Source organism: Aliiruegeria haliotis (assembly GCF_003003255.1).
Lineage (GTDB): Bacteria > Pseudomonadota > Alphaproteobacteria > Rhodobacterales > Rhodobacteraceae > Tropicimonas > Tropicimonas haliotis.
Genome location: NZ_PVTD01000002.1, coordinates 289,017 through 311,270, shown reverse-complemented (window position 1 = coordinate 311,270; position 22,254 = coordinate 289,017). Strand labels below are relative to the sequence as shown.

Below are 22,254 nucleotides of genomic sequence, written 5' to 3'. Positions count from 1 at the left end.
CATCACGCCGAAAGCCCCGCCGCCTGCATCAGACGCGCGGCTTCCTCGGCGACCAGCCGCTCCCGTCCTTCGCCGACAACGGGTACCTTCCCGACCTCGAGAAAAAGGGGCGCGGCGAGCGGCGACACACGGTCGAGCCGCACATGGTCGATCCGGTCGCCGATCCGGTCGATCATCTCCTCGATCCGGCCGAAATCGACCAAGCCTCGCAGGGCCTCTTCCCGCGTGATTTGCATCAGCAAGTGATCGGGTTCGTATTTCAACAACGTGTCGTAAAGAATGTCGGAGGAAAACGTCGCCTGCCGCCCGGATTTCCTTGCGCCCATCGTATTGCGTTCGATAAGCCCGGCAATGGTCGCGCAGGCGCGAAAGGTGCGTTTCATCACCGCGTTCCCGGCCAGCCAGGTGTCCAGCCCGTCGCGCAGGGTCTCGCGCGCGAACAACGGTGCGGCCTCCCGCAGCGGATCCAACCCCCAGATCAGGGTGGCGTAGTCGGTGGAGACGAAGCCGAGCGGATGCAGGCCGGCGTCCTCCATGCGTCGCGTGAGCAGCAGGCCAAGCGTCTGCTGGGCGTTCTTGCCGGCAAACCCGTAGGCGCAGACATGCTGCCGACCGTCATGCGGGAAGCTCTCGACCAGAAGCCGGTCGTGTTCCGGCAGGCGGGACACCTCCCGTTGCAGCGCCAGCCAGTCCCGCGTGTGACCCGGAAGTGCCGGCCAGTCGGGTTGGCGGAACATCTCCAGAATCCGTTCCTGCAACCGCGTGGAACTGGCGAACTTCGTGCCCGAGAAGACGGCGACCTTTGGCTTCCTGGCCGCGTGGCGGGTGACCTCCACCGTCATCTCCCGCAAACCCTCGTAGCGCACGATCTGCCCGCCGATCAGGAAGGTGTCGCCCGGGGTCAAGGAGGCGGCGAAGGCCTCCTCGACCTCGCCCAGCGGCTTGCCGCCCATCCGGCCCTTCATACGGACCTTCAGCAGGTCGGAATCCTGAATTGTGCCGATGTTCATGCGAATGCGCGCCGCGGCACGTGGATCGCGCAGGTGCCAAGTGCCATCCGGGCGCTGTTGCAATCGCTGCCACTTGTCATAGGCCCGCAGGGCGTATCCGCCGGTGGCAACGAAATCGAGGCAGGCGTCGAACGCCGCGCGGGACAGGTCCGCATAGGCTCCGGCGCTGGTCAATTCGGCATACAGGTCATCGGCGGAGAAGGGCCCCGCGCAGGCGGCTATCAGGATGTGCTGGCACAGCACGTCGCGTGGGCCCGGGCCGCGTGGTGCGCCGTCGAGGTCACCGTCCTGCACTGCTTCCAATGCCGCCTGGCATTCGACGATCTCGAACCTGTTGGCGGGCACAAGCAGCGCCTTTGAGGGCGCATTGTAGCGATGATTTGCCCGCCCGATCCGCTGCACCAGCCGTTTGACGTTTTTCGGTGCGCCGACCTGGATCACGAGGTCCACGTCGCCCCAGTCGATGCCGAGATCGAGAGAGCCGGTGCAGACAATGGCGCGCAGCTTTCCCGCGACCATCGCGGCCTCCACCTTCTCCCGTTGTTCGCGGGCGAGCGAACCGTGGTGGATGCCGATCGGAAGCCCCTCGTCGTTGGCAAGCCAGAGGTGGTGAAAGAAGATCTCCGCCTGCGCGCGGGTGTTGTGGAAGATCAGCGTGGTCCGGTGCTGGCGAACCTGGTCGAGAACCGCCGGGATCGCGTATCGCCCGCCACCGCCGGACCAGGGCGGCGGCGTTTCGGTTTCCAGCATGGAGATGTCGGGCGCGGGGCCGGGATCGGCCTGCACAATCTCCACCGGGTCGGGGTGACGCGCCATCAGTTGCCCGATGGCCTTCGGGTCGTCGACCGTCGCAGAGAGCCCAACGCGGCGCAATCCGGGGGCAAGTGTCGACAGGCGGGCAAGCGACAGCATGAGCTGGTCGCCCCGCTTGCTCTCGGCGAGGGCGTGGATCTCGTCCACGATCACCCGGGAGAGGCCGGCGAACATGCGCGGCGCATCCTCGTAGGAGGTCAGCAGGGCGAGCGATTCCGGCGTCGTCAGCAGGATGTGTGGCGGGTCGGCCCGCTGGCGCTTTTTCCGTGTCGCCGACGTGTCGCCGGTGCGGTCCTCGATCCTGATCGGCAGCCCCATCTCAGTGACCGGCATGGTCAGGTTGCGGCGAATGTCGGCGGCCAGCGCCTTCAGCGGGGACACGTAGAGCGTGTGCAGCCCGCCATGGTCGCCGTCCGAAAGCTCCGCCAGCGTGGGCAGAAACCCTGCCAGAGTCTTTCCGCCGCCAGTCGGAGCGATGAGCAGGAGGGCAGGGGCGTCGGCCCTGTCCAGCATGAGCTGCTGATGCGGGTGAACCTCCCATCCGCGCGCGGCGAACCAGTCGGTGAAAGCAGGGGGAAGCGGGCGGGACATGGGGCGACTTTAGGGACACCGGCCGGGGGAGGCCAGTGTTTTTGATCCCGGTTTGTTCCGGATCCATATGCGTCAGGCAGTGACCGGACGCACCACGCGGCGTCCGCAGATCGCGCGGCGCTTACGCCTTCGGCGGCGGTCGCTTCTTCAATGCACGGATGGTCGCCTTGACCGTTTCCGGAAGCCGCGTGTCGGCACCGTCCGGCGCGGCATCCAGCGCGGCAGCGACATCCTTTACCAGGATGCCGATTGAGTTTTCCTCCGACCAGCCATCGCGCGCAAACTCGATATCGTCGATGCCGCTTGCCAGCCAGTTCTGCCCCGAAGATGTCTCGATCAGTTTAAGCAAGCGCCGTTCGTCGAGCCCGGCCTCGTCGGCCCAGTCCAGAACCAGCCGGGTCATTGCAGTGTGCGACGCCGCGAGGAGGTTGTTCAGCACCTTGGATTGCGCGCCGGAGCCAAAAGGACCCATGCGGTGAAAGTGTCGGCCCATCGCATCGAAGATCGGCTGGAGCCTGTCGAGCTCCTTATCGTCGCCGCCAAGCATGAAGCTCAGCCGCCGCTCCTGCGCCGCAATGCGGGCACCCGACATCGGTGCATCGACCAGCCGGACATGGCCCGGCATCCGGTCCTTCAGGCCGCGGACATAGCGCGGAGACAGCGTGGAGGAGATGACAAGCGTCCGCAGGTCCCCGGCATGCGCCAGTGCCCCGCGCCCGAACAGTACGTCGTCGGTCTGATCGGCGTCCCGGACGACGCTGACCAAAACCTGAAGACCCTTGGAAAACGCCGTCGGATCATCGGTGACCGGCACATCGTCCAGCACGCCATCAGGCGCGATGTCGTACCCATCCGCCTCGAACCCGGCCGCGACCAGCGCCGCCAGCATCGGCCCGCCCATGCGGCCACATCCCGCAACACCGATCCGGCCGAGAACGGTCAATGCTCGATGTGCTCCTGCTTGACGAACATGTTCTCCCACGCGCGGTCGATCAGTTCCGGCGACATCTGGTTCGGAATGCCCTCGTACCTGCAGATTGAAATCATCTGGTCGATCAGGAAGATCGGCTGGTAGTTCGCATAGACGTTGTCGATCGTCGGGTACTTGTTGGTCAGAAGATGGATCAGCGTATCCTGATCCAGCGGCATCTTCCGCTTCTTGGCGACCATTGCGAAGATCTTCAGGAAATCCTCCTGTTCCGGCCCGTCGATCTTGATCTTGAAGAAGATCCGGCGCAGCGCCGCCTTGTCGAAGATCTCGTTGGGGTGGAAGTTGGTGGAGAAGATCACGAGCGTGTCGAAGGGCACCTCGAATTTCTCGCCCGATTGCAGGGCAAGGATGTCGCGGTTCTCCTCCAGCGGCAGAATCCAGCGGTTGACCAGCGCCTGCGGAGGCTCCTTCTGGCGGCCGAGGTCGTCGACGATGAAGATGCCGCCGGTGGACTTGAGCTGCATTGACGCCTGGTAGGTGCGCGCGGTGGGGTTGTAGACGAGGTCGAGCATGGAGAGCGACAGTTCACCGCCGGTGATGACGGTGGGGCGTTCGCACCGGACATAGCGGGTGTCGAACCGGTTGCCGGTGCGTCGCAGAGAGTTCGGATCGTCGATCTGCTCTTCGGCGGCGCTGTGCACGATGGGGTCATAGACCGTGATCACCTGCCCCGCGTATTCGATGGCGCGGGGGATGTAGATCTTGTCGCCGAGGGCATCGCGGATACCGTTGGAGATCGACGATTTACCGTTGCCCGGCGGGCCGTACATCAGGATCGAGCGACCGGCGGAAACGGCCGGGCCAAGCTGCCCAAGCAGGTTCTCCGGCAGGACCAGGTGGCCCATGGCACCGGTCAGCATGTCCCGCGTGATCTGGATGTTGCGGATCGACTGGCGCTTCACCTGTTCGCCGTAGATCTCCAGCGGCACGGGCATGGCGCCATAATACTCGGATTGCGACAGCGCATCGAGCGCACGCGCCTTTCCGGCATCGGTCAACTGGTAGCCCATCTCGCCGCCGGAATTGGCCAGCAGCGTGCCGGTCGCTTCCACCAGCTTCTGCTCCCGGGCCATGTCGACGAGTTCCTGTGTCACGGGGATCGGCAGGCAGACGGCCTGGGACAGTTCGCTGACCATCTCGATGTTCTTGCGGAAGATCGTCTTGAGCAGGATATCCCGCATCATGACGAGCGGAAGCTGCATCTCTTCCAGCCGCTTCGGCGCCGGGGGCGCCATCACATTGCCGACTTCCATGTTCATCTTGTCACCTGACCGCTCATCCAAACATTTTTGCCAATCTCGCCCGGAAATCGACACCAACGCCCGCCATTCAGCAGACAGTGTGAAACATGCCGTGGTATTGTGGCCAAAAAATGGAAAGAGAGCAGTGATGCAAAGACAGGGTGCGGCCGCTTTCGGCGGGTTTCTTCTCGTGCTGTGGGCGGTTCTGAGCGCGGTCGGGCTGGCGAAGGGGGGCTTCTACGTCTCCATGCACGAGGGCGATACCATCCACCTTGTCGACATCGTGTTGCGTGAGGCCGCCGGTGAATGGCCGCATCTCGATTTCATGTCACCCATCGGATACCTCGCTACGGCGCCGATCGCACTGTTTGCGTCCATGGGCTGGGGCGTGGGCATGTCGATCCTCGCCAGCCAGGTGCTGGTGGGCGCGCTGCTGCTGCTGCCAATCTGGTGGGTCGGTATCTCGCGCCTTCCCTTCGGATGGGCGGTGGCCTTCGGGGCGATCTGCCTCGTTCTGACGCTGGCGCTGGTGCACGGGGAGGCCGAACCGCTTGCCTCGATCTCCATGCACTACAACCGCTGGGCCTGGGCGCTGTCCTTCCTGGCCATCGCCATCGCGGTCTTGCCGCCCGTCAATCGACAGGGCTCCATCGCAGACGGTGTGATCTGCGGGCTGGCCATCGCGGCGCTTGCGATGATCAAGGTGACCTATGTGGCGGCCTTCCTGCCCGTGGTGACGCTCGCGCTGCTGTTGCGCCGCGACTGGATGGCCCTGCTGGCCGCGACGCTGGCCGGGCTCGCCGTGGTGGCGATCTTCACCCTTGCCGCGGGACCCGACTTTTGGAGCGCCTATTTCGGAGACCTTCTGGACGTGAAGAACTCGGAAATGCGTTCGAAGCCGGGCCTCGGCCTGAGCAGCGTCCTGTCCGCGCCCGCCTATCTCGGCGGCTCCATCGTGGCGGTGGCGGCAGTCGTCCTGCTGCGTCAGGGTGGACGCGACCGCGAGGGGTTGTTGTTGCTGCTGCTCTTTCCCGGTTTCGCCTATGTCACCTATCAGAACTACGGCAACGATCCGCAGTGGATCTACCTGCTGGGATTGCTGCTCTTTGCACTGGCTCCAGACCCCGGCACGACGAACGCCCGCGGCTGGGACATGCGCAATGCGGTGCGACTGGCCGGGGCGGCGGCCTTCGTGATTGGCCTGCCAACCGCGCTGAACCTGGCGTTTAGCCCGCTGCGACACCTGACGCTCGACGCCGGGGAGTTTCAGCCGATGTTCCCGGGCTCGGACCTGGCGCTGGACGATATGTATGTGCACGAGGAACGCTGGCAGCGCCCGGTGGTGCGGGCGGAGCTCGACGTTGTCGGCGTCGATTTCTCGGATCTCGAAGAGGACGTGGAACCGACGATCCTGAATGGGGCGGTACTGGAGAATTGCGATATCCTGTCCGGGTCCATCGTCCTATACGACGCTATCGCGCGGGATATGGAGGCCGCGGGCTTTGGCGGCTCGAAGCTGTTCGTTGCTGATCTGCTGACCGGCTACTGGCTCTTTGGCGATTTCGAGCGTCTGCGTGGGGCAGCCCCCTGGCGGTATGATGGCTTGCCGGGGATCGAGACGGCCGACCATGTGCTGGTGCCACTCTGCCCGATCCACAATGCTGCGCGGCAGTCGACGCTGTCACTGCTGGCGGAGGGCGGCTACGGATTGGAAGAACGTCACCGGACCGAAAGCTATATTGTGTTGGGCCTGACCCAACCCTGACGTCGGGCGGCGGCACGCGACGCGACAACCGTGCCGGCTCCGCGCCTGCTTTCCCTTTTTCGGCCATTCTTTATGCTTCGTCCGGTGGCGCCGGTTGCGCCGGACCAGATGGGGAACCGAGATGATCAGACCTGCCCTGTGCCTTGGCGCCTTCGCTGTATCGCTGCTGGCAGGCGCCGGCAATGTGGCGGCGGCCGACCACCGGGTGCTATGCTTGGAGCACGTGAAGGCCCTGCTTGCGGATCCCCGCCCCGAGGGCAGCCCGAAGCTGGGCGATTGTGTCCGGGACGACATCACGACGGGGCAGGTCGATATGCAGTCGATGGGCTTTGCCGCGCTGTCGGACCAGCCTGCGCGAAACGTGCAGAAGTTGATCGATGCGGGATTTCCTGTCGCGACGGGGCAGGGGGTGGTGGTCATCGGGACGCTCAACAAGCTGTTCGTCGAGGGGCGGATCTCCGGCGAGGCATACCTGCAATCCTCGGAACCGCTCGTGGATGCGGGCGCTCTGATCATCCTCGGGGACGGCCCCCTCGATGTGCTGAGCGAGCTTCTGCGCAACGCACCCGAGCCGCAGACGGTCTGCGGGTTTGCCGAAATCGTCGGAGGGTTCGATGTTTTCGAAGACAGGACAATGCCGCGCCAGTTCGCGGCAGACAACCCGGCCTTCGATACCGACGATCTGGATGTATTGAGGGACTGCGGCCTCTAGCGTCCTGGTCTTTGCACCTGCTCTGTAGGGAAAAACGAGACCCGGTCAGGTTCCGTAGAGCGCGCCGAGCGCGAGGTAGACGATCAGCAAGGGGCCGAGCGCGAGGCCCATCGGGAAATCCTTGCGGCGTTTCCAGCTTTCCCAATCCGGCGTGGCATTCCGGATCGCCGGGACCGCACGGGCAATCCGGTGCCCGGCATAGGTCAGAAGGACCAGTCCGGCGAAAAGATAGATGACCTTGGTCGCATCGCCGAGAACGATGAAAGGCGCCATCGCCGCGGCAAACTTCGCGTCGCCGGCACCGAGCAACCGGATCATGTTGGCCAGAAAGCCGATCACCAGCACCACGACGAGATGCAGCCAGCGCCACAGGTAGGCCTCCAGCGGCAGGGCCACGAGCCCCACCACGGCGAAGACGGCGACCAGCGCCATCACCGCCTTGTTGGGGATTTTCATGTGGGCCATGTCGTTGACAGCAACCCAGATCCCGATTGGCACCGCGAATGGCAGGAAGCAGAGCGCCTCCCACGTGGTGATTTCGAGCATGTCTGCCTCAGACGCCCTTCAGTGCGTTCAGGCTGTGCACCGCGGCTTCAAAATGCTGCGGGTGGGTGTCGATCGCATCCTGCAGAAGCGATTTGCCCATGGAGACATCGCCATGCTTGATCGCGGTCAGCGCCAGAGTGTGCATCAGCTGTGCACGCTCCGTCTGTGTCATGTCGAGGATCGGCATCTGGTAGTTGCGCTGCGCACCCCGGGCCAGAATCAGGTTGTTCTTGGCGGTGTAGAGCTTCGGATCATACTGGATGGCCTCGCCGAAGAGCCGCTCAGCCTCGCGGAAATCCCCGCGGGACAACTTGGAATAGCCCCAGTTGTTCAGCACGGACGCGGGCTTGGTCGTCAGGCCAACAGCGGTTTCGTAGAAGCTGTCGGCCTTCTTCCACTCCTTGTTGCCATCGGCAATCATCGCCTCAAGCTTGTAGCGCTTGAAGGTCTCGTGGGTGGGCGCGATCGTGTCGAGCACCTGCTCGGCCTTTTCCCACTTGCCGGCCCGCACGAGCGCATCGGCGTATTCCACCTTGTCCGCAGTGGTCGAGCCCGGCATTCCCACGACCTTGCTCCAGGCCGCGGATGCTTCGGTGTATTGCTTGGCGCGAACAAGCGACCCGGCCAGACCACGTTGCAGGTCGATCCGGTCGGGGCTCTGCGCCGATGTGCGCTTGAAATAGGCGACGGCCTCGTTGGGGTCAGCCACCGTCAGCATGACGTCTGAAAGGTTGTTGTCGTCGATGGCGTTGACACTCTGAATGGCGCGATCGACTTCGCTGTCGGCGGCCTTCTGACAGGCGGAAAGGGCCATGGCGCTGCCAAGGCACAGCGTAACAAGTATCGTGCGGCGCATTTTCTGCGTCCTTTTCTGCTCGGTCTGCCTCAGGGTGTGCTGAGAAGGCGGTATTGACTGCTCCCTCTGCGCACCAGCTCAAAATTATAGTTGTTTTCGGAAGTGTAGGCGGGATTCTCCAGTTTTGCGAGCGCGCGGGTCAGGTTTTCCCTGATTTCGGCACTTTGGCCACTATCCAGTGCGAAGGCGATCCGGAAGGTGCGCGCGGCTTCGCCAATCTCACCCTGCTCCATCAACACGACGCCAAGGTTGTTCCAGGCGGCGGCGAAGGCTTCATCTTCATCGGTGGCGCGGCGCAGCATGCGCTCGGCCTGGCCAAGGCGGCCAAGTTTGAGGTTCGCGGACCCGAGGGCGGAGAGCACGTCGACGTCGAGCCCGTGTTCGCCCGCGGCCCGCAGGTATTCCTTAAGCGCCAATTCGTATTCGCCGGCGGCCATCAGCCGGTGGCCCACGATCAAGCCGTCAACCGCGTCGTCGACCGTCTCGGTGCCCGGCGGTGCGGGCGGGCCTTCGTTGAGCGCTTCGAGCCGCGGGTCCTCGCCACAGGCGGCCAGCATCAGGCAGATCATCAGGGGCAGGGCGGTCGGGCGGAGCATTCAGGCAGCCTGTCAGGTGAAACTTGCGGCAGTGTGTTCGCTCCGGCGGAGCCCGCCAAGGGGGCAGATCCGGTCGGTGCGGTGTTCGAAGAGGGGTGTGGCAAATCCGACTCCCTTGAAACTGCCCCCATCCGGCGTTGCGTTCCTGCGCGACCGGGCGCCGGCAACAGGGTGGGCTTGGGGTGTGTCGGCGCCAGATCGCCGATGGCGAACCATCAGCGTTCCGCCAAGTTGTCAAATTCGAAACTGGCTCTGGCAAATTTGTAAAAATTGGTATACCGGTCCCAGCGGAATATTCACACATATCTTCAGGAGTCAGACATGTCCAAACCCGTTATCGGTTTTATCGGCCTTGGCCTCATGGGTGGCAACATGGTCGAAAACCTTCAAAAGAAGGGCTACGAGCTGGTGGTCATGGACCTCAATAAGGATGCCGTGGCAGCCGTGGTCGCCCGTGGCAATGCCAGCGAGGCTGCTTCGCCGAAAGCCCTGGCCGAGGCCAGCGACATCGTGATGCTGTGCCTCACAACCTCCGACGTGGTCGAAAAGATCGTCTATGGCGACGACGGTATTCTTGCCGGCATCAAGGAAGGGTCCGTGCTGATCGACTTCGGCACATCGATTCCGGCCTCCACGCGCAAGATCGGCGCCGACCTTGCCGCCAAGGGCGCGGGCATGATCGATGCTCCGCTCGGCCGCACGCCGGCTCACGCCAAGGACGGCCTGCTGAACATCATGGCCGCCGGCGACAAGGAGACCTTCGACAAGGTCAAGCCGGTACTGGATGAGCAGGGCGAGAACGTTTTCTACCTCGGTGCGCTCGGCGCCGGCCACACGACGAAGCTGATCAACAACTTCATGGGCATGACCACCGTCTGCGCCATGTCGCAGGCCTTCGCGGTCGCCGATCGCGCGGGCGTGGATCGCCAGCAACTCTTCGACATCATGTCGACCGGTCCGTCCAACTCGCCCTTCATGGGGTTCTGCAAGAACTACGCCGTGGATGGCGTGAGCGATCTGGGCTTTTCCATTGCCAATGCGAACAAGGATCTGGGCTATTTCCTGAAGATGGTCGAAGACCTGGGCACCCGGGCCGAGATCGCGGAAGGCACGTCGCATAACCTTCAGGCGGCGGTCGATGCCGACATGGGCAACGGCAATGTGCCGGAAATTTTCGACTACTTCCTGAAACTCGGAAAGTAACAACGGCAACGGGGCGCCAAGGCGCCCCGCAAAGCCTGTCTGCCAGACAGGGAAACGGGCCCCACGCGGGCCCGTTTTCATTCAGAAGTTCGATGCCTGCAGCGTCTCCGAGATCTCGTAGATCGAAGGGCCGATCAGGATGATCAGGAGAGGCGGAAGGGTGAACATCATCGTGCCCAGCGTGAGTTTCGTTGGCAGGACGTTGGCCTTTTCCTCCGCGCGCAGCACGCGCTTGTCGCGCATTTCGCTGGCGTAGACGCGCAGGGCGTCCGCGATCGAGGTGCCGAAGCTAGTGGACTGGATCAGCACGGTGACAAAGGAAGCAACGTCGGGCACGCCGCAACGCTCGGCCATGTCGCGCAGGACCTGGATCTTCTCCTTGCCGGCCTTCATCTCGTGCGACACCATCTCGTACTCTTCGCCAAGCGCGGGATAGCCGGCGCGGATCTCCTTGGCGACGCGAATGATGGATTGCTCCAGCGACTGACCGGCTTCCACGCAAACGAGCATCATGTCGAGCGAATCGGGAAAGCCGTTGGTGATTTCCTGCTGGCGGCTCTGCAGGCGACGCTCCACCCAGTACTTGGGCAGGTAGTAGCCGACAGCGCCGGGAATGATCACCGACAGGATCAGCTGCGAGGTCTCGACCTCGCCGGTCGTGGAGGTGATGATCGCATAGAGCAGGCCGAGGCACAGGAAGCCGATTCCAAGCGCGAATTGCGCGAAGTGGAAGGTGCGGACCGCCGATTTCGAGCGATATCCGGCCTGAAGCATCTTCAGCCGTGCCGAGGACATTTCCTTTTCGTCCTGTGGCTCCAGGAAACTGGAGAACTTGTCGAGCTTGTCGGCCCGCCCGCTTTCGTAGCGCAGCTTCTTCTTCTCGGCCTTGTCCTTGCGCCCCATTCCGCTCCCGGAGGGGGATTGCCGCTTCAGCTTGTCGAGCGGATCCTCGCGGCGTTGCAAGAAGATCGGCAGCGTCAGTGCGACAAGAACGACGCCCAGAACTCCGACCGCATAGAGCGGGCCCAGCTCTCCGAAATTGGCGACCAGCCACTCATTGGCCTGGATCAGAAATTCCATTGCTACCCCCTACACCTTGATGTTGACCATGATCTTCATGAAGATCACGTTCACGACCAGGAACACGCCGACCACCAGACAGGCCGGGATGAACGCCGACGTTTCCTTCACGTCGTCATAGTAATCGGGCTGGATCACGTTGATCATGATCAGCGCCAGGATCGGAAAGACCGACAGGAACATGCCGGACCACTTGGCCTCGGCCGTGATTGCCTTCACCCGGCGGAACAGCTTGAAGCGGGCCCGGATCACCTGCGCCAGTCCGTGCAGGATCTCGGCCAGGTTGCCGCCCGATTGCTGCTGGATCGTCACGGCCACAGCGAGGAAACGAAGGTCCTGCATGTCCATGCGCTCGGCCAGTGCCTTGAGGCTTTCGGAGATCTCGCGGCCATAGGCGCTTTCGTCGGCGATCATGCCAAACTCGGAGCCAAGCGGATCGGGGATCTCCTTGGCGACGATGCTGACGGCAGAGGAGAACGGATGCCCGACACGAAGGCTCCGGACCATCAGTTCCACGGCGTCCGGAAGCTGCTCTTCGATCATGTCGAGCCGCTTCTTGGCCTTCTTGTTGACCCAGACGTAGACACCGCCCACGCCCATGCCGATCGATACCACGATCCGAACCGCGAGGCCGGCCTGGGTGCCGACGGTCAGACCGACGAAGGCGACCCCGCCCAACACGATCATCAAGAGCACGAGTTGCGATGGCGAAAAGGCGATATTTGCCTTCTGGGCCTTGTCGGCAAGGATGGAATAGAGCGGAATGCCCTTGGCATTCATGTGCTGCGACATCTCCTTGCGGAGTTGTTCCAGCACTTCGTCCCGGGCGCCGCCCTTTTCGAGCAGGTCCAGGCGGCGGTTGACCTTCGAGTTCAGGCTGATCGACTTGCCGAAGACGGTGAGGTAGATGCCCTCGACGAGCACGAGAACAGCGACGAAGATCAGGCCGTAAATGAGAGGTTCGGCGGAAATCTGCATGACTTACTCCGCGACGATGGGTTCGTAGATGGAAGCCGGCAGATCGTAGCCCCACTGCTTGAACCGGTCGGAATAGAAAGACCGCACGCCCGTAGCGTTGAAGCGGCCGATGATCTTGCCGTCGTTCTGAAGGCCGAGGCGTTCGTAGCGGAACACCTCCTGCATGGAGATGACTTCGCCTTCCATGCCAGTGATTTCGGTGACAGAGACCATGCGGCGGGATCCGTCCTGCAAGCGTGAGGCCTGCACGATCAGGTTCACGGCCGAAGCGATCTGGGACCGGACCGCCTTCAGCGGCATCTCGATGCCGGCCATTGCGATCATGTTCTCAAGACGGGACACCGCATCACGGGCGGAGTTCGCGTGGATCGTGGTCATCGACCCGTCGTGGCCCGTGTTCATGGCCTGCAACATGTCGATGACTTCCTCGCCGCGTGTCTCGCCGACGATGATGCGGTCGGGGCGCATCCGGAGCGCGTTCTTCAGACAATCCCGCTGCGAGACGCTGCCCTTGCCCTCGACGTTGGCAGGCCGGCTTTCCATCCGCCCGACGTGGGTCTGCTGGAGCTGGAGTTCCGCGGTGTCCTCGATGGTCAGGATGCGTTCCGAATTGTCGATGAAGGACGACAGCGCGTTGAGCGTTGTTGTCTTGCCCGAGCCCGTACCGCCAGAGACGATGATGTTCAGCCGGCAGGCAACCGCAGCCTGAAGATAAGCGGCCATCTCCTCGGTGAAGGCGCCGAATTTCACCAGGTCATCGACGCCCAGCTTGTCCTTCTTGAACTTACGAATGGAGACCAGAGAGCCGTCCACCGCGATGGGCGGCACCATGGCGTTGAAACGCGACCCGTCGGCAAGACGGGCGTCCACGTAGGGGTTCGATTCATCGACCCGCCGTCCCACGGCGGAAACGATCTTGTCGATGATCCGCAGCAGGTGCCGTTCATCCTTGAAGGTGATCTCGGAAACTTCGAGCTTGCCGGAGCGTTCGATGAAGATCTGCTTGGGGCCGTTGACAAGAATATCGTTGACCGTGTCATCCTTCAGAAGCGGTTCGAGCGGGCCGAGGCCGGTCACTTCGTCATAGAGGTCCTGGTGCAGCGAAAGCCGTTCGTCCTTGTTCAGGACAACGGCCATCTCCTCGAGGCTCTCGGCGGCGATGGCGGCAATCTCGGCGCGGAGATCTTGTTCCGAGGCGGTTTCCAGCGCGGCGAGGTTCAGGTTGTCCAGAAGCGCCTTGTGCAGCTCGACTTTGACTTCGGCGAGCTTCTCCTTGCGCTTCTGTTCCTTGTCCATCGGCGTGACCTGCGCCGCCGCCTTTGGCTTGGACGCGGATTTCCGCTGGGTCCGCGGAGCCGGCGCGGCAGGGGCGGCTTCGACGCGCGGGGCAGAGTTTGCGGCCTGGACCGCCTCTGGTGCCTGTTTCTTGTAGCGCGAGAACATGTACAATCTCTCCTACGTAACAATGCCGGCAAATCAGCCGGTTTCGACCTCACTGGAAATCAAGTCGTGCAGGGACGCTGCGAGTTTGGCGATCTCCTTGCGCAACGGGTTCTTCGCCGCGGATTCCGACAGCGGCAACCCGTGGTCGCAGGCCTGCGTCACCTGGCGTTGGCCATCGGGCAGCATCAGTTCGATATCGATGTCGAGGCTTTCAGCCATCCGCTTAACCCGCCCCTTGCCTTGCAGATCGGTGAACCGCGGCGCGCGATTGAGCGCGAAACGCAGTTTCTCGTAGGGCAGGTCCTCGCTCTTGAGCAGGCGCACGAAGCGCAACGCGTTCTGGGCGGAGCGCATGTCGAGCTCCATCAGCGCGAAGTAGACATGCGACGCATGCAGGACCGTCTCTGTCCAGGAAACCAGGGTCTTTGGAAGGTCGATCACCACAACGTCGAAATTGGATCGGGCAATGTCGATCAGCACCGCGATATCATCGGGCGTGATCAGGTCGAGCGGCAGCATCTCGGCAGGCGCGGTGAAGACATGCAGCCTGTCGTTGTAGGTCTGCAGGGCCTGCATGAAACTGTCGTTGTCCATGGAGGAGGTGTCAGACAGCATCTCCGAAATGATATCCCGGCGCGGCAGGTCGAGGTAGGTCGACGTGGAGCCGGTCTGAAGATCCAGATCCATCAGACATACCCGCGGGCCGTCCTTCTTCTCCTTGGTTGCGAGTTCCCAGGCCAGGTTCACGGCGAAGGTCGTTGCGCCAACCCCGCCTGCCAGGCCGTGCACGGAGAGAATCGCCCCATCGTGCTCGCCGCTGTCACCGGTCGCGGTAGCGGGTCCGCTCTCCATCGGCTTCGTGACAGGTTCGGGTTCCGGGGCACGGATGCGTTCGATCGCCTCGTGCAGCGCACCTTCGGGAAGCGGGTAGGGCAGGAAGTCGTTTGCGCCGGTGCGCAGCAACTGGTGCAAGACCCCGGGGCTCACGTCTTCGGCGATCAGAATCGCCTTGATGCCCTTTTCACGCGCCGCCGCGATCAGGTCACCAATCAGGATCAACTCATCCTCGTCCTGATTGTCCATCGCAATTGCAAGGAATTCCAATGCGTTGGCGTCTGGCTGGTCGAGGAAGGCCAAGGCGTCGGTGAAGCTCAGGTCCCCCCAGCTCTCACCCAGTTCGGTTTCCATGTCCTCGATCAGAAGGTCGAAATTCTGCACGTCACGGCTGACCGTGCACGCTGCGACGGGCGCGGGCTCGGGGGTCAATGCAATACTGCTTGCCATGGTATTCTCGTCCTTCAACAGATGGCTTGGCCGGCTCGGCGCAAGGCCGGGATCCAGCCCAGTGCCTGCGTATGCTGGTTCTTGCCTTTCGCGCGCACATTTTGCCCGCACTAATCCTTTGATCCTGTCTGATCGGGAAACCGGGCGAAAATGGGGCCAGATTATCGAAATTGTGCGGTATCCGGGCTCGGTTCGCCGGGATAGGGCTTTCTGTTTCCGATGCGTAGAAAGTGAATCCGAGGTCTCTCAAATGGTTAATGGCGCCCACCGAAACGGGGGCGCCATTGAAAAGGCTCGCGTTTTTCGGAGTATAGTTACTCCGTAACGCCCTCTGTGACCGATTCTCCGGTGATCTCGGAGGTGAAGGTCGCGCTTTCGACCGTCTCCTGGTAGGCGAAGAGGGCATATTTGCCATCCTGCACCCTGCCCGGGCATCCGGCGGAGATCGGGTTGCCGTATTTCGACAGGTTTGCCGGGGTGACCTTCCGGCAGGTATGCGCCAGCTGGTTGTTCATCGTGGCATTGCCGAACTCGCCCTGGTCGAGAGAGGCGCCTGCCTCCTCGTTCCAGTAGCTGCCGCAGCCGGCAAGGCTGGTGATGGTCGCGAAAGCGAGAATGGTGAAGGTCTGTTTCATCTCTCTCACTCCATCACGTAGCCGTAGGACCCGGTGAAGTCCTGCCGGGCGACTTCGCCTGCGCCACCGGTCACCGGACGGTTGGTCACCGCAGTCACGCCGCGCATGAACAGCTGATTCTCGGTCGGCGGACGAACCCGATCGGTCGGCAGCGCGAGGGCGTCGCCGCGTGTCGGGGTCACCAGGTGGGCCGAGACGATGATCACCAGTTCGGATTGGTCACGCTGGTAGTCGGCGCTGCGGAAGAGCGAGCCAAGGACCGGCACATCCCCCAGCCAGGGCACCTGTGCGCTGGCGTCGACAAAGTCGTCCTGAAGCAGGCCGGCGATGGCGAAGCTCTCGCCGTCCCGCATCTCGACCGTGCTCTCCGTCTTGCGGGTCGAGAAGCCGGAGATGCTGAAGCCCGCGTCGGTGATGCCGATCGAGCTGTCGATCTGGCTGACTTCCGCCACCAGCGACAGGTTGATGTTTTCGCCGATCACCCGCGGGATCATGTTGAGCACGATACCGAAGGGCTTGAAGGTCACCGACACGTTGCCGTCGTCGTCGCGGACCGGCACCGGGTATTCTCCGCCGGCGAGGAAGCTGGCTTCCTGACCCGACAGCGAAGTCAGGTTGGGTTCGGCGAGGGTGCGAACAAATCCCTTGGATTCAAGGGCTTCGATCAGAACCGCAAACTCGACGTCGCCGTAGCCGAAGCCGATCTGGAACGCGCCCTGCGATTCGGAATTCAGCGTTGCGGTGCCGTCATTGTTGTTCAGGAAGCCACCGGTTCCACCCTGGAACCCGATCGACCCGTTGTCGCTGGTACCTTGCAACGCGGCGGAGAGGCCAAGCGACTTCTTCACCGATCGGCTCATTTCAGCGAAGCGAACCTTCATCATGACCTGCTGCGTGCCGCCGACCATCATCAGGTTGGACACCCGGTCGGGGGCGTAGCGGTTGGCAAGGTCCATGGCCCGGTCCAGCGCCATCGCGCTGGAAACGGTGCCCGACAGGACGATGCCGTCATTTGCCGGGCGGACCTCGATGGATTCGCCGGGAAGAACCTCGCGCAGACGCTCCTTCAACTCGCCGACATCGGCGGTGACCTGCACCTCGACATTGGTGATGAGCGACCCGTCTGGCGCCAACAGCGTCAGAGTGGTCCGGCCCGGCGCCTTGCCGAGCACGTAAATCGAGGACTCCGACAAGGTCGAGATGTCGGCAATCCCCGGATTTGCAATGGATAGTTCCGCGAAGGGTGTGTCGGCTTCGACAACAACCGCGCGATTCATGGGCACTTTGAGCGCCCGCTGCACTGTCCCTCCAGACACCCTCAGTGTTTCGGCGGCGGCGTAGGGAACGTAGGTAGTACTGGCAATCGCAAGGCCCAAAAGACCCGCTCGCACAAGCGACTTGACTGTCATGGTGACCCTGCCTCTCGATCACAGATTTACGGCGGGTCTTTGCCCGCATCTGTCCGAAGAGTGCCCGCAAACGCGTTTTATTGCAAGAATCAACATGTTGTGGAGCGATTCTTATGTAGTGAACCCGCAACAGTCGGGGACTGCAGCGGGTTCGTGAATTGGGATCGTGTTGTTTTGAAAGGCTTTTCGTAGGGCGGTCAGTTCGTGCAGGGGATCTCCTGCTCGATGACTTCGGCGCCGCGGCGGATCTTCGTGGTGCAGATGCGTTCCTGCTCGATCACGACCGGAGCCTGTTCGATGATGCCGAGCAGCGCACGCTGGTCGACCTGGCTGACCTCCGCCACGGTATCGTCCTCGGCACCGACCAGCGACAGTGACAACCGGCCTGAGGATTGTGCCTGCGCCAGTGCAGCGACCTGCTGCGGGGAGGCCTCGACCGTCACGGTGCGCGCGATGACCGGCGATGTCCGGCCGGTGTCGGCGATCTGGTCGACCGCGATCAGCTTCACGCTGCTTTCGATGAGCTTCGTCAGATCCCCCGCCACTTCGGAGAGGTTGCTCGGCGATCCGGTCCAGTAGATATCCACGCGGTCGCCCGGCCGCAGGAACCCCGAAACGCCGGAGGACACATCGACCCGGATTGCAAACGCGCGCTTGCCCTTGGCGAGTCGCGAGGTGATTCCGGCATCTTCGCCCGGTTCCGTGACCTTGTGGGCCAGGATCGGTTCGAACTTCCGCATGGCGGTGATGACATAGCGGAGATCGCCGTTCTCCGGGAACAGCTTCTCCTTGTCGGCTTCGGTGAACGCGCCTTCCGGCAGGCTGTCTTCCTGCATGCGAGCCCACCTAACGTCTTCCTTGGTGAGGAGCTGGCCGTAGGTCTTGTCGGATTTCAGCACAACGACGTCGACCATGGGCGGGGCGGCAGCTTGGGCCGCGAGGAGCGCATCGCGCTCGGCACTCATCTGCGACATGAAGCCTTGCGCCATGTAAACGGCAAACCCGGCCAGACCGACTCCAGCGATCAGGACGAGGGCAAATACCATTCGCATGTCATGTCCTTTCTCTATTCTTTCCCACAGGGCAACAAAGCGCGGCTGTGGCGACTCTGTTTCGATTGTGCGGGGCAATTGCGGCGGAACCTTGGCACCCCCATGACTTGGGCGAGAAACCTCTAGAAGAGGTGAACGAAGATCAAGCCCCGCCCGTCATGTGGCCGATCAGCCGCCAATGGACGCACCTTCCATGGCGACCCGAGTGTCGAGCGACATGGTGCTGCCGCCGGTCAGGATCACGCTTGCCGCGCCAGCGGCGAACATGAGAATTCCAACCCCCAAAATGACCCAGTCGGACGAAATGGCACCATCGTCCTTCTGGATGAAACTTCGCAAAACGAAACACATTTTACCACCCTTTGCCGCAATGTGCGGCGCACTTTCAAACAGGACCCCTATGGGCCACGCAACCAGTCTGTACGCCGAATGCGGCCAGAGAACAGCGGGATCCGGGCATCTTTCGACACCCACCGGCGATCGGGGCAACGGTGCCGGGATCGTCGTGTCTTGGCCCCGGACGGGCCCAAGAAAAGGGCCGCGCCCGTTAGGACGCGGCCTTGGCCGGGTGAGTTGGCGCCACGACTAGTTGAAAGTCGTCTTCACTGCGAACGCGTCCATTTCGGTCGTGATCTCGTTAGTCGCCGTGTCAACGCCGCCGGCAACAGCCGCCATGAGCGCGATGGCCAGGCCCACGAGCGCGGCGGTGAGCACGACCCAGTCAACGGTCACGGCACCGTCCTCGTCGTCACGAAAAGTCTTGATAAGGTCGTACATTTTCACTTTTTCCCTCCAGAAAGGATTTAGCACATTGGCGTCAACCTCGACGGAGTAGTATGAGCCGGCCCCACATATGGCCCTATCCCGGTTTGGTCGAGGATTAGAAAAACCTTAAAACGGGGCGAGATTTGGGCGTGTTAGGTTCCTTTTTGCAATAGTTGGCCACCTTGGATGGACAATGGACCTGAATGGGCGGCGCACAGGCAGGATCTGGAAACAAAGGGCCACGCCCACTGGGGCGCGGCCTGTCGATCCGTCAGATGCAATGGATATCAGTCGAAGGTGGTTTTCACGCGATCCCGCGATAGCTCGGTGGTGATCTCGTTGGTAACGCTTTCGACCCCGGTTTCGACGGCGCTCAGAACCGCAATTCCCAAGCCGACCAGAGCCGCGGTCAGGACCACCCAGTCGACGGTCACAGCACCATTCTCGTCGTTTCGAAATCTGTTCAGAAGGTCGAGAGGTTTCATGATTTCACTCCACAAATCTTTTACAATGTCGTCCCACCCCCCTGGGAGCACTCCGAGCCGACCTCGCTTGCGACTCGTTCCCGGTTGGGTCTGTGGCCAGATGACATCAAAAAAGTGGCGACATTTTGTTGGAACGTTAATCTTTTTGTCGAAGCCTGCAGGGCAAGCGCGAACATGGACATGATTGACGCGATGGCGGCGGGTCTGAAACACCAAGGCCGCGCCGATTGGGCGCGGCCATACGGGTCGGCAATGCGTCAGTGATCAGTTGAAGGTCGTCTTCACACGGTCACGGGACAGCTCCGCAGTGATTTCGTTGGTGACGCTCTCGATGCCGCCCTCGACGGCGGTCAGAACGGCGACTCCCAGGCCAACGATGGCGGCGGTCAGCACGACCCAGTCAACGGTCACGGCGCCGTCTTCGTCGTTGCGGAAGCTCCGGATCAGATCAAACAGTTTCATGGTTTCCCTCCAGAAAGAACTTGAACCTTGGCACTACCTTCACGGAGCAGATCAGGCCGGTCTCCACGTGGCCTGATCCCGGTCAGGTCGCGTAGAAAGAAAATCGTCGATGAGGGCATGATTTGGGCAATTTGCGTTCTTTTTTGGGCAGTTCGGCTGCCAGTACCGAGGATCCGCCAAGTGCCGCGAAGAGTGTTGGCCAAAAGCAGAAGGCCGCGTCCTTTCGGACGCGGCCAACTGGTTCGACTGACGCGTATGCGATCAGTTGAAGGTCGTCTTCACGCGGTCGCGGGACAGCTCGGTGGTGATCTCGTTGGTGACGCTCTCGACGCCGCCCTCGACGGCGGTCAGCACGGCAATGCCCAGGCCAACGATGGCGGCGGTCAGCACGACCCAGTCAACGGTCACGGCGCCGTCTTCGTCGTTGCGGAAGTTCTTGATCAGGTTGAACAGTTTCATGGGTTTTCCCTCCAGAAAGGATCTAGCACAGAGTAGGTCGAAACCTCATCGGATCATCTCGGATCGGCCTCTCCATGACCCGATCTCCGTTCGGTATGGGAGCATATAGCCCTCGGAAACTGGCGGGAATTGGGCAAGTTTCGTGAGATTTTGCAGCAGACACATTTTTCCTAAGAAAGTGAAAACGGCTTCGGGTTCAATGTGTTGAGTTTTCCGCAGCGGCGGAGAGAAGGCCGTCGTCGCCGGAGCGATCCAGGGGGACAGTCCGCTTTGGGCACATGCAGGTGGGGGCGCTTGGTGGACGTGGCTGTCCGGGCAAGCGATGCCATGTCCGAAATAGCAGAAGGCCGCGTCCTTTCGGGCGCGGCCAACTGGTTCGACTGACGCGTATGCGATCAGTTGAAGGTCGTCTTCACGCGGTCGCGGGACAGCTCGGTGGTGATCTCGTTGGTGACGCTCTCGACGCCGCCCTCGACGGCGGTCAGCACGGCAATGCCCAGGCCAACGATGGCGGCGGTCAGCACGACCCAGTCAACGGTCACGGCGCCGTCTTCGTCGTTGCGGAAGTTCTTGATCAGGTTGAACAGTTTCATGGGTTTTCCCTCCAGAAAGGATCTAGCACAGTGTCGATTTGCCTCTCCGGTTCGTCTCGGGCCGGCCTCTCAATGACCCGATCCCCGCTTGGCATGGGCTCAATAGGCCACCGGATTGAGGCGAGACTTGGGCGCGTATCGTACCTTTTTGGCATCAGGTCGGTCGTGGCGGGGTATTGGGGTAATTGATTGGAAAGAATGCGAAATTTGGAGCCAAGCCGGTTGTTTTTGACGCTTGCGTTGTGGCCTGAATGCCGGTTCCGACGCGAAAGATCGCGGCTTCGGCGATCGTGACTGGCAATGTGATCTCCGATCTGGGACCCTGTGGAAAAGACAAAACGAGCAGTTCAATGATGTACAGGCGATCCATGCAAAGATGTGTGGCCGCACTTGCCGTCGTGGCGTTTTCCTGTGCGGCTCAGGCCCAGGAGGCGAAGACGGTCAGCGCCAAGTCGAAGGATTTTACCTTCAAGCGCGTCAAGGTCGGCGGTGGTGGTGCGGGAAAGCGCATTCTTGTCCAGATCGATCCGGCGGAGCAGAAGCGTCTGCTGGCGGTAAACCCGGCTGTGCCGGCGCCGTTCCCCGACGGCGTCAAGCCCGTGACCGCGCAGCCCGATGGCTCGATCCGACCGGATGGGGGCGATGGAGCGACGAAGAAAGTCGCTTCGGCGGCCTATGACTGGTATTGGGACCTGATGTCGCCTGAGCTTGCGAAAAGCCGGTCGGGGCGGATGGAAAGCGCGATCAACGCTTTGCACAACGGTCCCGATGGCCGGACCGTCAAGGCACCGCGCCTTTCGACGATGCAGGACATCGCGGACAGGTACGGGGCAGAGATCCTCAAGGCAACGATCGGCACGCGGGTCTCACCCGCGCTGGTGCTTGCCGTGATCAGCATCGAGAGCGCAGGCAAGAGGCAAGCGGTCAGCCATGCTGGTGCAACCGGGCTGATGCAGTTGATGCCGGCAACGGCGGAACGTTTTGGCGTCAAGGACAGCACCATCGCCTCGGAGAATATCAAGGGCGGTGTGGCCTATCTCGACTGGTTGCTGAACCGCTTCGGGCGCGATCCGCTGATGGCGCTGGCGGGGTACAACGCAGGTGAAGGCGCGGTCGAGAAAAACGGCGGCATCCCCCCTTACGCCGAGACGCGTGACTACGTGCCGAAGGTGATCGCCGCCTGGAGCGTGGCGCGCGGTCTCTGCCTCACGCAGCCGCAGTTGGTCTCGGACGGCTGTGTCTTCCGCACCAGTGTCCGGGCGACGGCGAGCGCCTCCGACTGATC

Annotated in this window: 23 protein-coding genes; 4 read left to right on the top strand and 19 right to left on the bottom strand. The window is 62.2% G+C overall.

The window, feature by feature from the left end; all coding sequences use genetic code 11:
* Positions 1-2 precede the first annotated feature (2 nt).
* The 3 genes from CLV78_RS06865 to CLV78_RS06855 all read right to left on the bottom strand — a co-directional run bounded on the left by CLV78_RS06865 (position 3) and on the right by CLV78_RS06855 (position 4,664).
* Positions 3-2,414, bottom strand: coding sequence for a ligase-associated DNA damage response DEXH box helicase (locus CLV78_RS06865; protein WP_106204047.1), 2,412 nt, complete (start codon positions 2,412-2,414; stop codon positions 3-5).
* A 121-nt stretch (positions 2,415-2,535) separates the two neighbouring features.
* Positions 2,536-3,357: an NAD(P)-dependent oxidoreductase gene (locus CLV78_RS06860; protein WP_245924863.1), complete on the bottom strand. Its 822-nt coding sequence runs from the start codon at positions 3,355-3,357 to the stop codon at positions 2,536-2,538.
* The gene (locus CLV78_RS06855; protein ID WP_106204045.1) at positions 3,354-4,664 is read right to left on the bottom strand and encodes an ATPase; all 1,311 of its coding nucleotides are present in this window, start codon (positions 4,662-4,664) and stop codon (positions 3,354-3,356) included. Before CLV78_RS06855 ends, CLV78_RS06860 begins: the two co-directional genes overlap by 4 nt.
* A 130-nt stretch (positions 4,665-4,794) precedes the next feature.
* Here CLV78_RS06855 and CLV78_RS06850 point away from each other — a divergent pair, with 130 nt between their 5' ends.
* Together CLV78_RS06850 and CLV78_RS06845 are read left to right on the top strand one after the other, a co-directional pair.
* Positions 4,795-6,411, top strand: coding sequence for a glycosyltransferase family 87 protein (locus CLV78_RS06850; protein WP_106204044.1), 1,617 nt, complete (start codon positions 4,795-4,797; stop codon positions 6,409-6,411).
* 121 nt (positions 6,412-6,532) lie between these two features.
* Entirely contained in the window at positions 6,533-7,123 is a 591-nt protein-coding gene (locus CLV78_RS06845) for a hypothetical protein (RefSeq protein WP_106204043.1), read from the top strand.
* Positions 7,124-7,168: 45 nt separating this feature from the next.
* On the opposite strand, the gene CLV78_RS06840 is transcribed toward CLV78_RS06845, so the two are convergent.
* The 3 genes from CLV78_RS06840 to CLV78_RS06830 are packed head-to-tail and all read right to left on the bottom strand — an operon-like array spanning position 7,169 to position 9,121.
* On the bottom strand, positions 7,169-7,669 hold the full coding sequence (locus CLV78_RS06840) for a prepilin peptidase (protein ID WP_106204042.1): 501 nt from the start codon (positions 7,667-7,669) through the stop codon (positions 7,169-7,171).
* Positions 7,670-7,676: 7 nt separating this feature from the next.
* The gene (locus tag CLV78_RS06835) at positions 7,677-8,525 is read right to left on the bottom strand and encodes a tetratricopeptide repeat protein (RefSeq protein ID WP_106204041.1); all 849 of its coding nucleotides are present in this window, start codon (positions 8,523-8,525) and stop codon (positions 7,677-7,679) included.
* Between the two features lie 29 nt (positions 8,526-8,554).
* Positions 8,555-9,121 carry a tetratricopeptide repeat protein gene (locus CLV78_RS06830; RefSeq protein WP_106204040.1) on the bottom strand — a complete coding sequence of 189 codons (567 nt, stop codon included), beginning with the start codon at positions 9,119-9,121 and terminating at the stop codon, positions 8,555-8,557.
* Positions 9,122-9,415: 294 nt separating this feature from the next.
* On the opposite strand from CLV78_RS06830, the gene CLV78_RS06825 reads away from it, so the two are divergent.
* Positions 9,416-10,324, top strand: coding sequence for an NAD(P)-dependent oxidoreductase (locus CLV78_RS06825; protein ID WP_281261141.1), 909 nt, complete (start codon positions 9,416-9,418; stop codon positions 10,322-10,324).
* Between the two features lie 81 nt (positions 10,325-10,405).
* On the opposite strand, the gene CLV78_RS06820 is transcribed toward CLV78_RS06825, so the two are convergent.
* From CLV78_RS06820 to CLV78_RS06760, 13 genes are all read right to left on the bottom strand, one after another.
* Positions 10,406-11,404: a type II secretion system F family protein gene (locus CLV78_RS06820; RefSeq protein WP_106204038.1), complete on the bottom strand. Its 999-nt coding sequence runs from the start codon at positions 11,402-11,404 to the stop codon at positions 10,406-10,408.
* Between the two features lie 9 nt (positions 11,405-11,413).
* The gene (locus CLV78_RS06815; RefSeq protein ID WP_106204037.1) at positions 11,414-12,382 is read right to left on the bottom strand and encodes a type II secretion system F family protein; all 969 of its coding nucleotides are present in this window, start codon (positions 12,380-12,382) and stop codon (positions 11,414-11,416) included.
* Positions 12,383-12,385: 3 nt separating this feature from the next.
* Positions 12,386-13,825, bottom strand: coding sequence for a TadA family conjugal transfer-associated ATPase (locus tag CLV78_RS06810; protein WP_106204036.1), 1,440 nt, complete (start codon positions 13,823-13,825; stop codon positions 12,386-12,388).
* Positions 13,826-13,858: 33 nt separating this feature from the next.
* Entirely contained in the window at positions 13,859-15,109 is a 1,251-nt protein-coding gene (locus CLV78_RS06805; RefSeq protein ID WP_106204035.1) for a CpaE/TadZ family protein, read from the bottom strand.
* Positions 15,110-15,423: 314 nt separating this feature from the next.
* Entirely contained in the window at positions 15,424-15,744 is a 321-nt protein-coding gene (locus CLV78_RS06800) for a hypothetical protein (RefSeq protein WP_106204034.1), read from the bottom strand.
* Positions 15,745-15,749: 5 nt separating this feature from the next.
* Positions 15,750-17,153: a type II and III secretion system protein family protein gene (locus CLV78_RS06795; RefSeq protein WP_106204033.1), complete on the bottom strand. Its 1,404-nt coding sequence runs from the start codon at positions 17,151-17,153 to the stop codon at positions 15,750-15,752.
* 197 nt (positions 17,154-17,350) lie between these two features.
* On the bottom strand, positions 17,351-18,205 hold the full coding sequence (cpaB, locus tag CLV78_RS06790; RefSeq protein ID WP_106204032.1) for a Flp pilus assembly protein CpaB: 855 nt from the start codon (positions 18,203-18,205) through the stop codon (positions 17,351-17,353).
* 168 nt (positions 18,206-18,373) lie between these two features.
* A complete protein-coding gene (locus CLV78_RS06785) occupies positions 18,374-18,556 on the bottom strand; it encodes a hypothetical protein (protein WP_106204031.1) in 183 nt (60 codons plus the stop codon).
* A gap of 234 nt (positions 18,557-18,790) precedes the next feature.
* The gene (locus tag CLV78_RS06780) at positions 18,791-18,982 is read right to left on the bottom strand and encodes a hypothetical protein (RefSeq protein ID WP_425427924.1); all 192 of its coding nucleotides are present in this window, start codon (positions 18,980-18,982) and stop codon (positions 18,791-18,793) included.
* A gap of 275 nt (positions 18,983-19,257) precedes the next feature.
* On the bottom strand, positions 19,258-19,455 hold the full coding sequence (locus CLV78_RS06775; RefSeq protein ID WP_106204029.1) for a hypothetical protein: 198 nt from the start codon (positions 19,453-19,455) through the stop codon (positions 19,258-19,260).
* A 264-nt stretch (positions 19,456-19,719) separates the two neighbouring features.
* Positions 19,720-19,917 carry a Flp family type IVb pilin gene (locus CLV78_RS06770; protein WP_106204028.1) on the bottom strand — a complete coding sequence of 66 codons (198 nt, stop codon included), beginning with the start codon at positions 19,915-19,917 and terminating at the stop codon, positions 19,720-19,722.
* A gap of 261 nt (positions 19,918-20,178) precedes the next feature.
* Positions 20,179-20,376, bottom strand: a complete 198-nt coding sequence (locus tag CLV78_RS06765; RefSeq protein WP_106204027.1) for a Flp family type IVb pilin — start codon at positions 20,374-20,376, stop codon at positions 20,179-20,181.
* Between the two features lie 395 nt (positions 20,377-20,771).
* Complete coding sequence (locus CLV78_RS06760) at positions 20,772-20,969, bottom strand: Flp family type IVb pilin (RefSeq protein WP_106204027.1); 198 nt, start codon at positions 20,967-20,969, stop codon at positions 20,772-20,774.
* Positions 20,970-21,319: 350 nt separating this feature from the next.
* Between CLV78_RS06760 and CLV78_RS06755 the strand changes: the two genes are divergently transcribed.
* Positions 21,320-22,252, top strand: a complete 933-nt coding sequence (locus CLV78_RS06755) for a lytic transglycosylase domain-containing protein (RefSeq protein WP_425427923.1) — start codon at positions 21,320-21,322, stop codon at positions 22,250-22,252.
* Positions 22,253-22,254 lie beyond the last annotated feature (2 nt).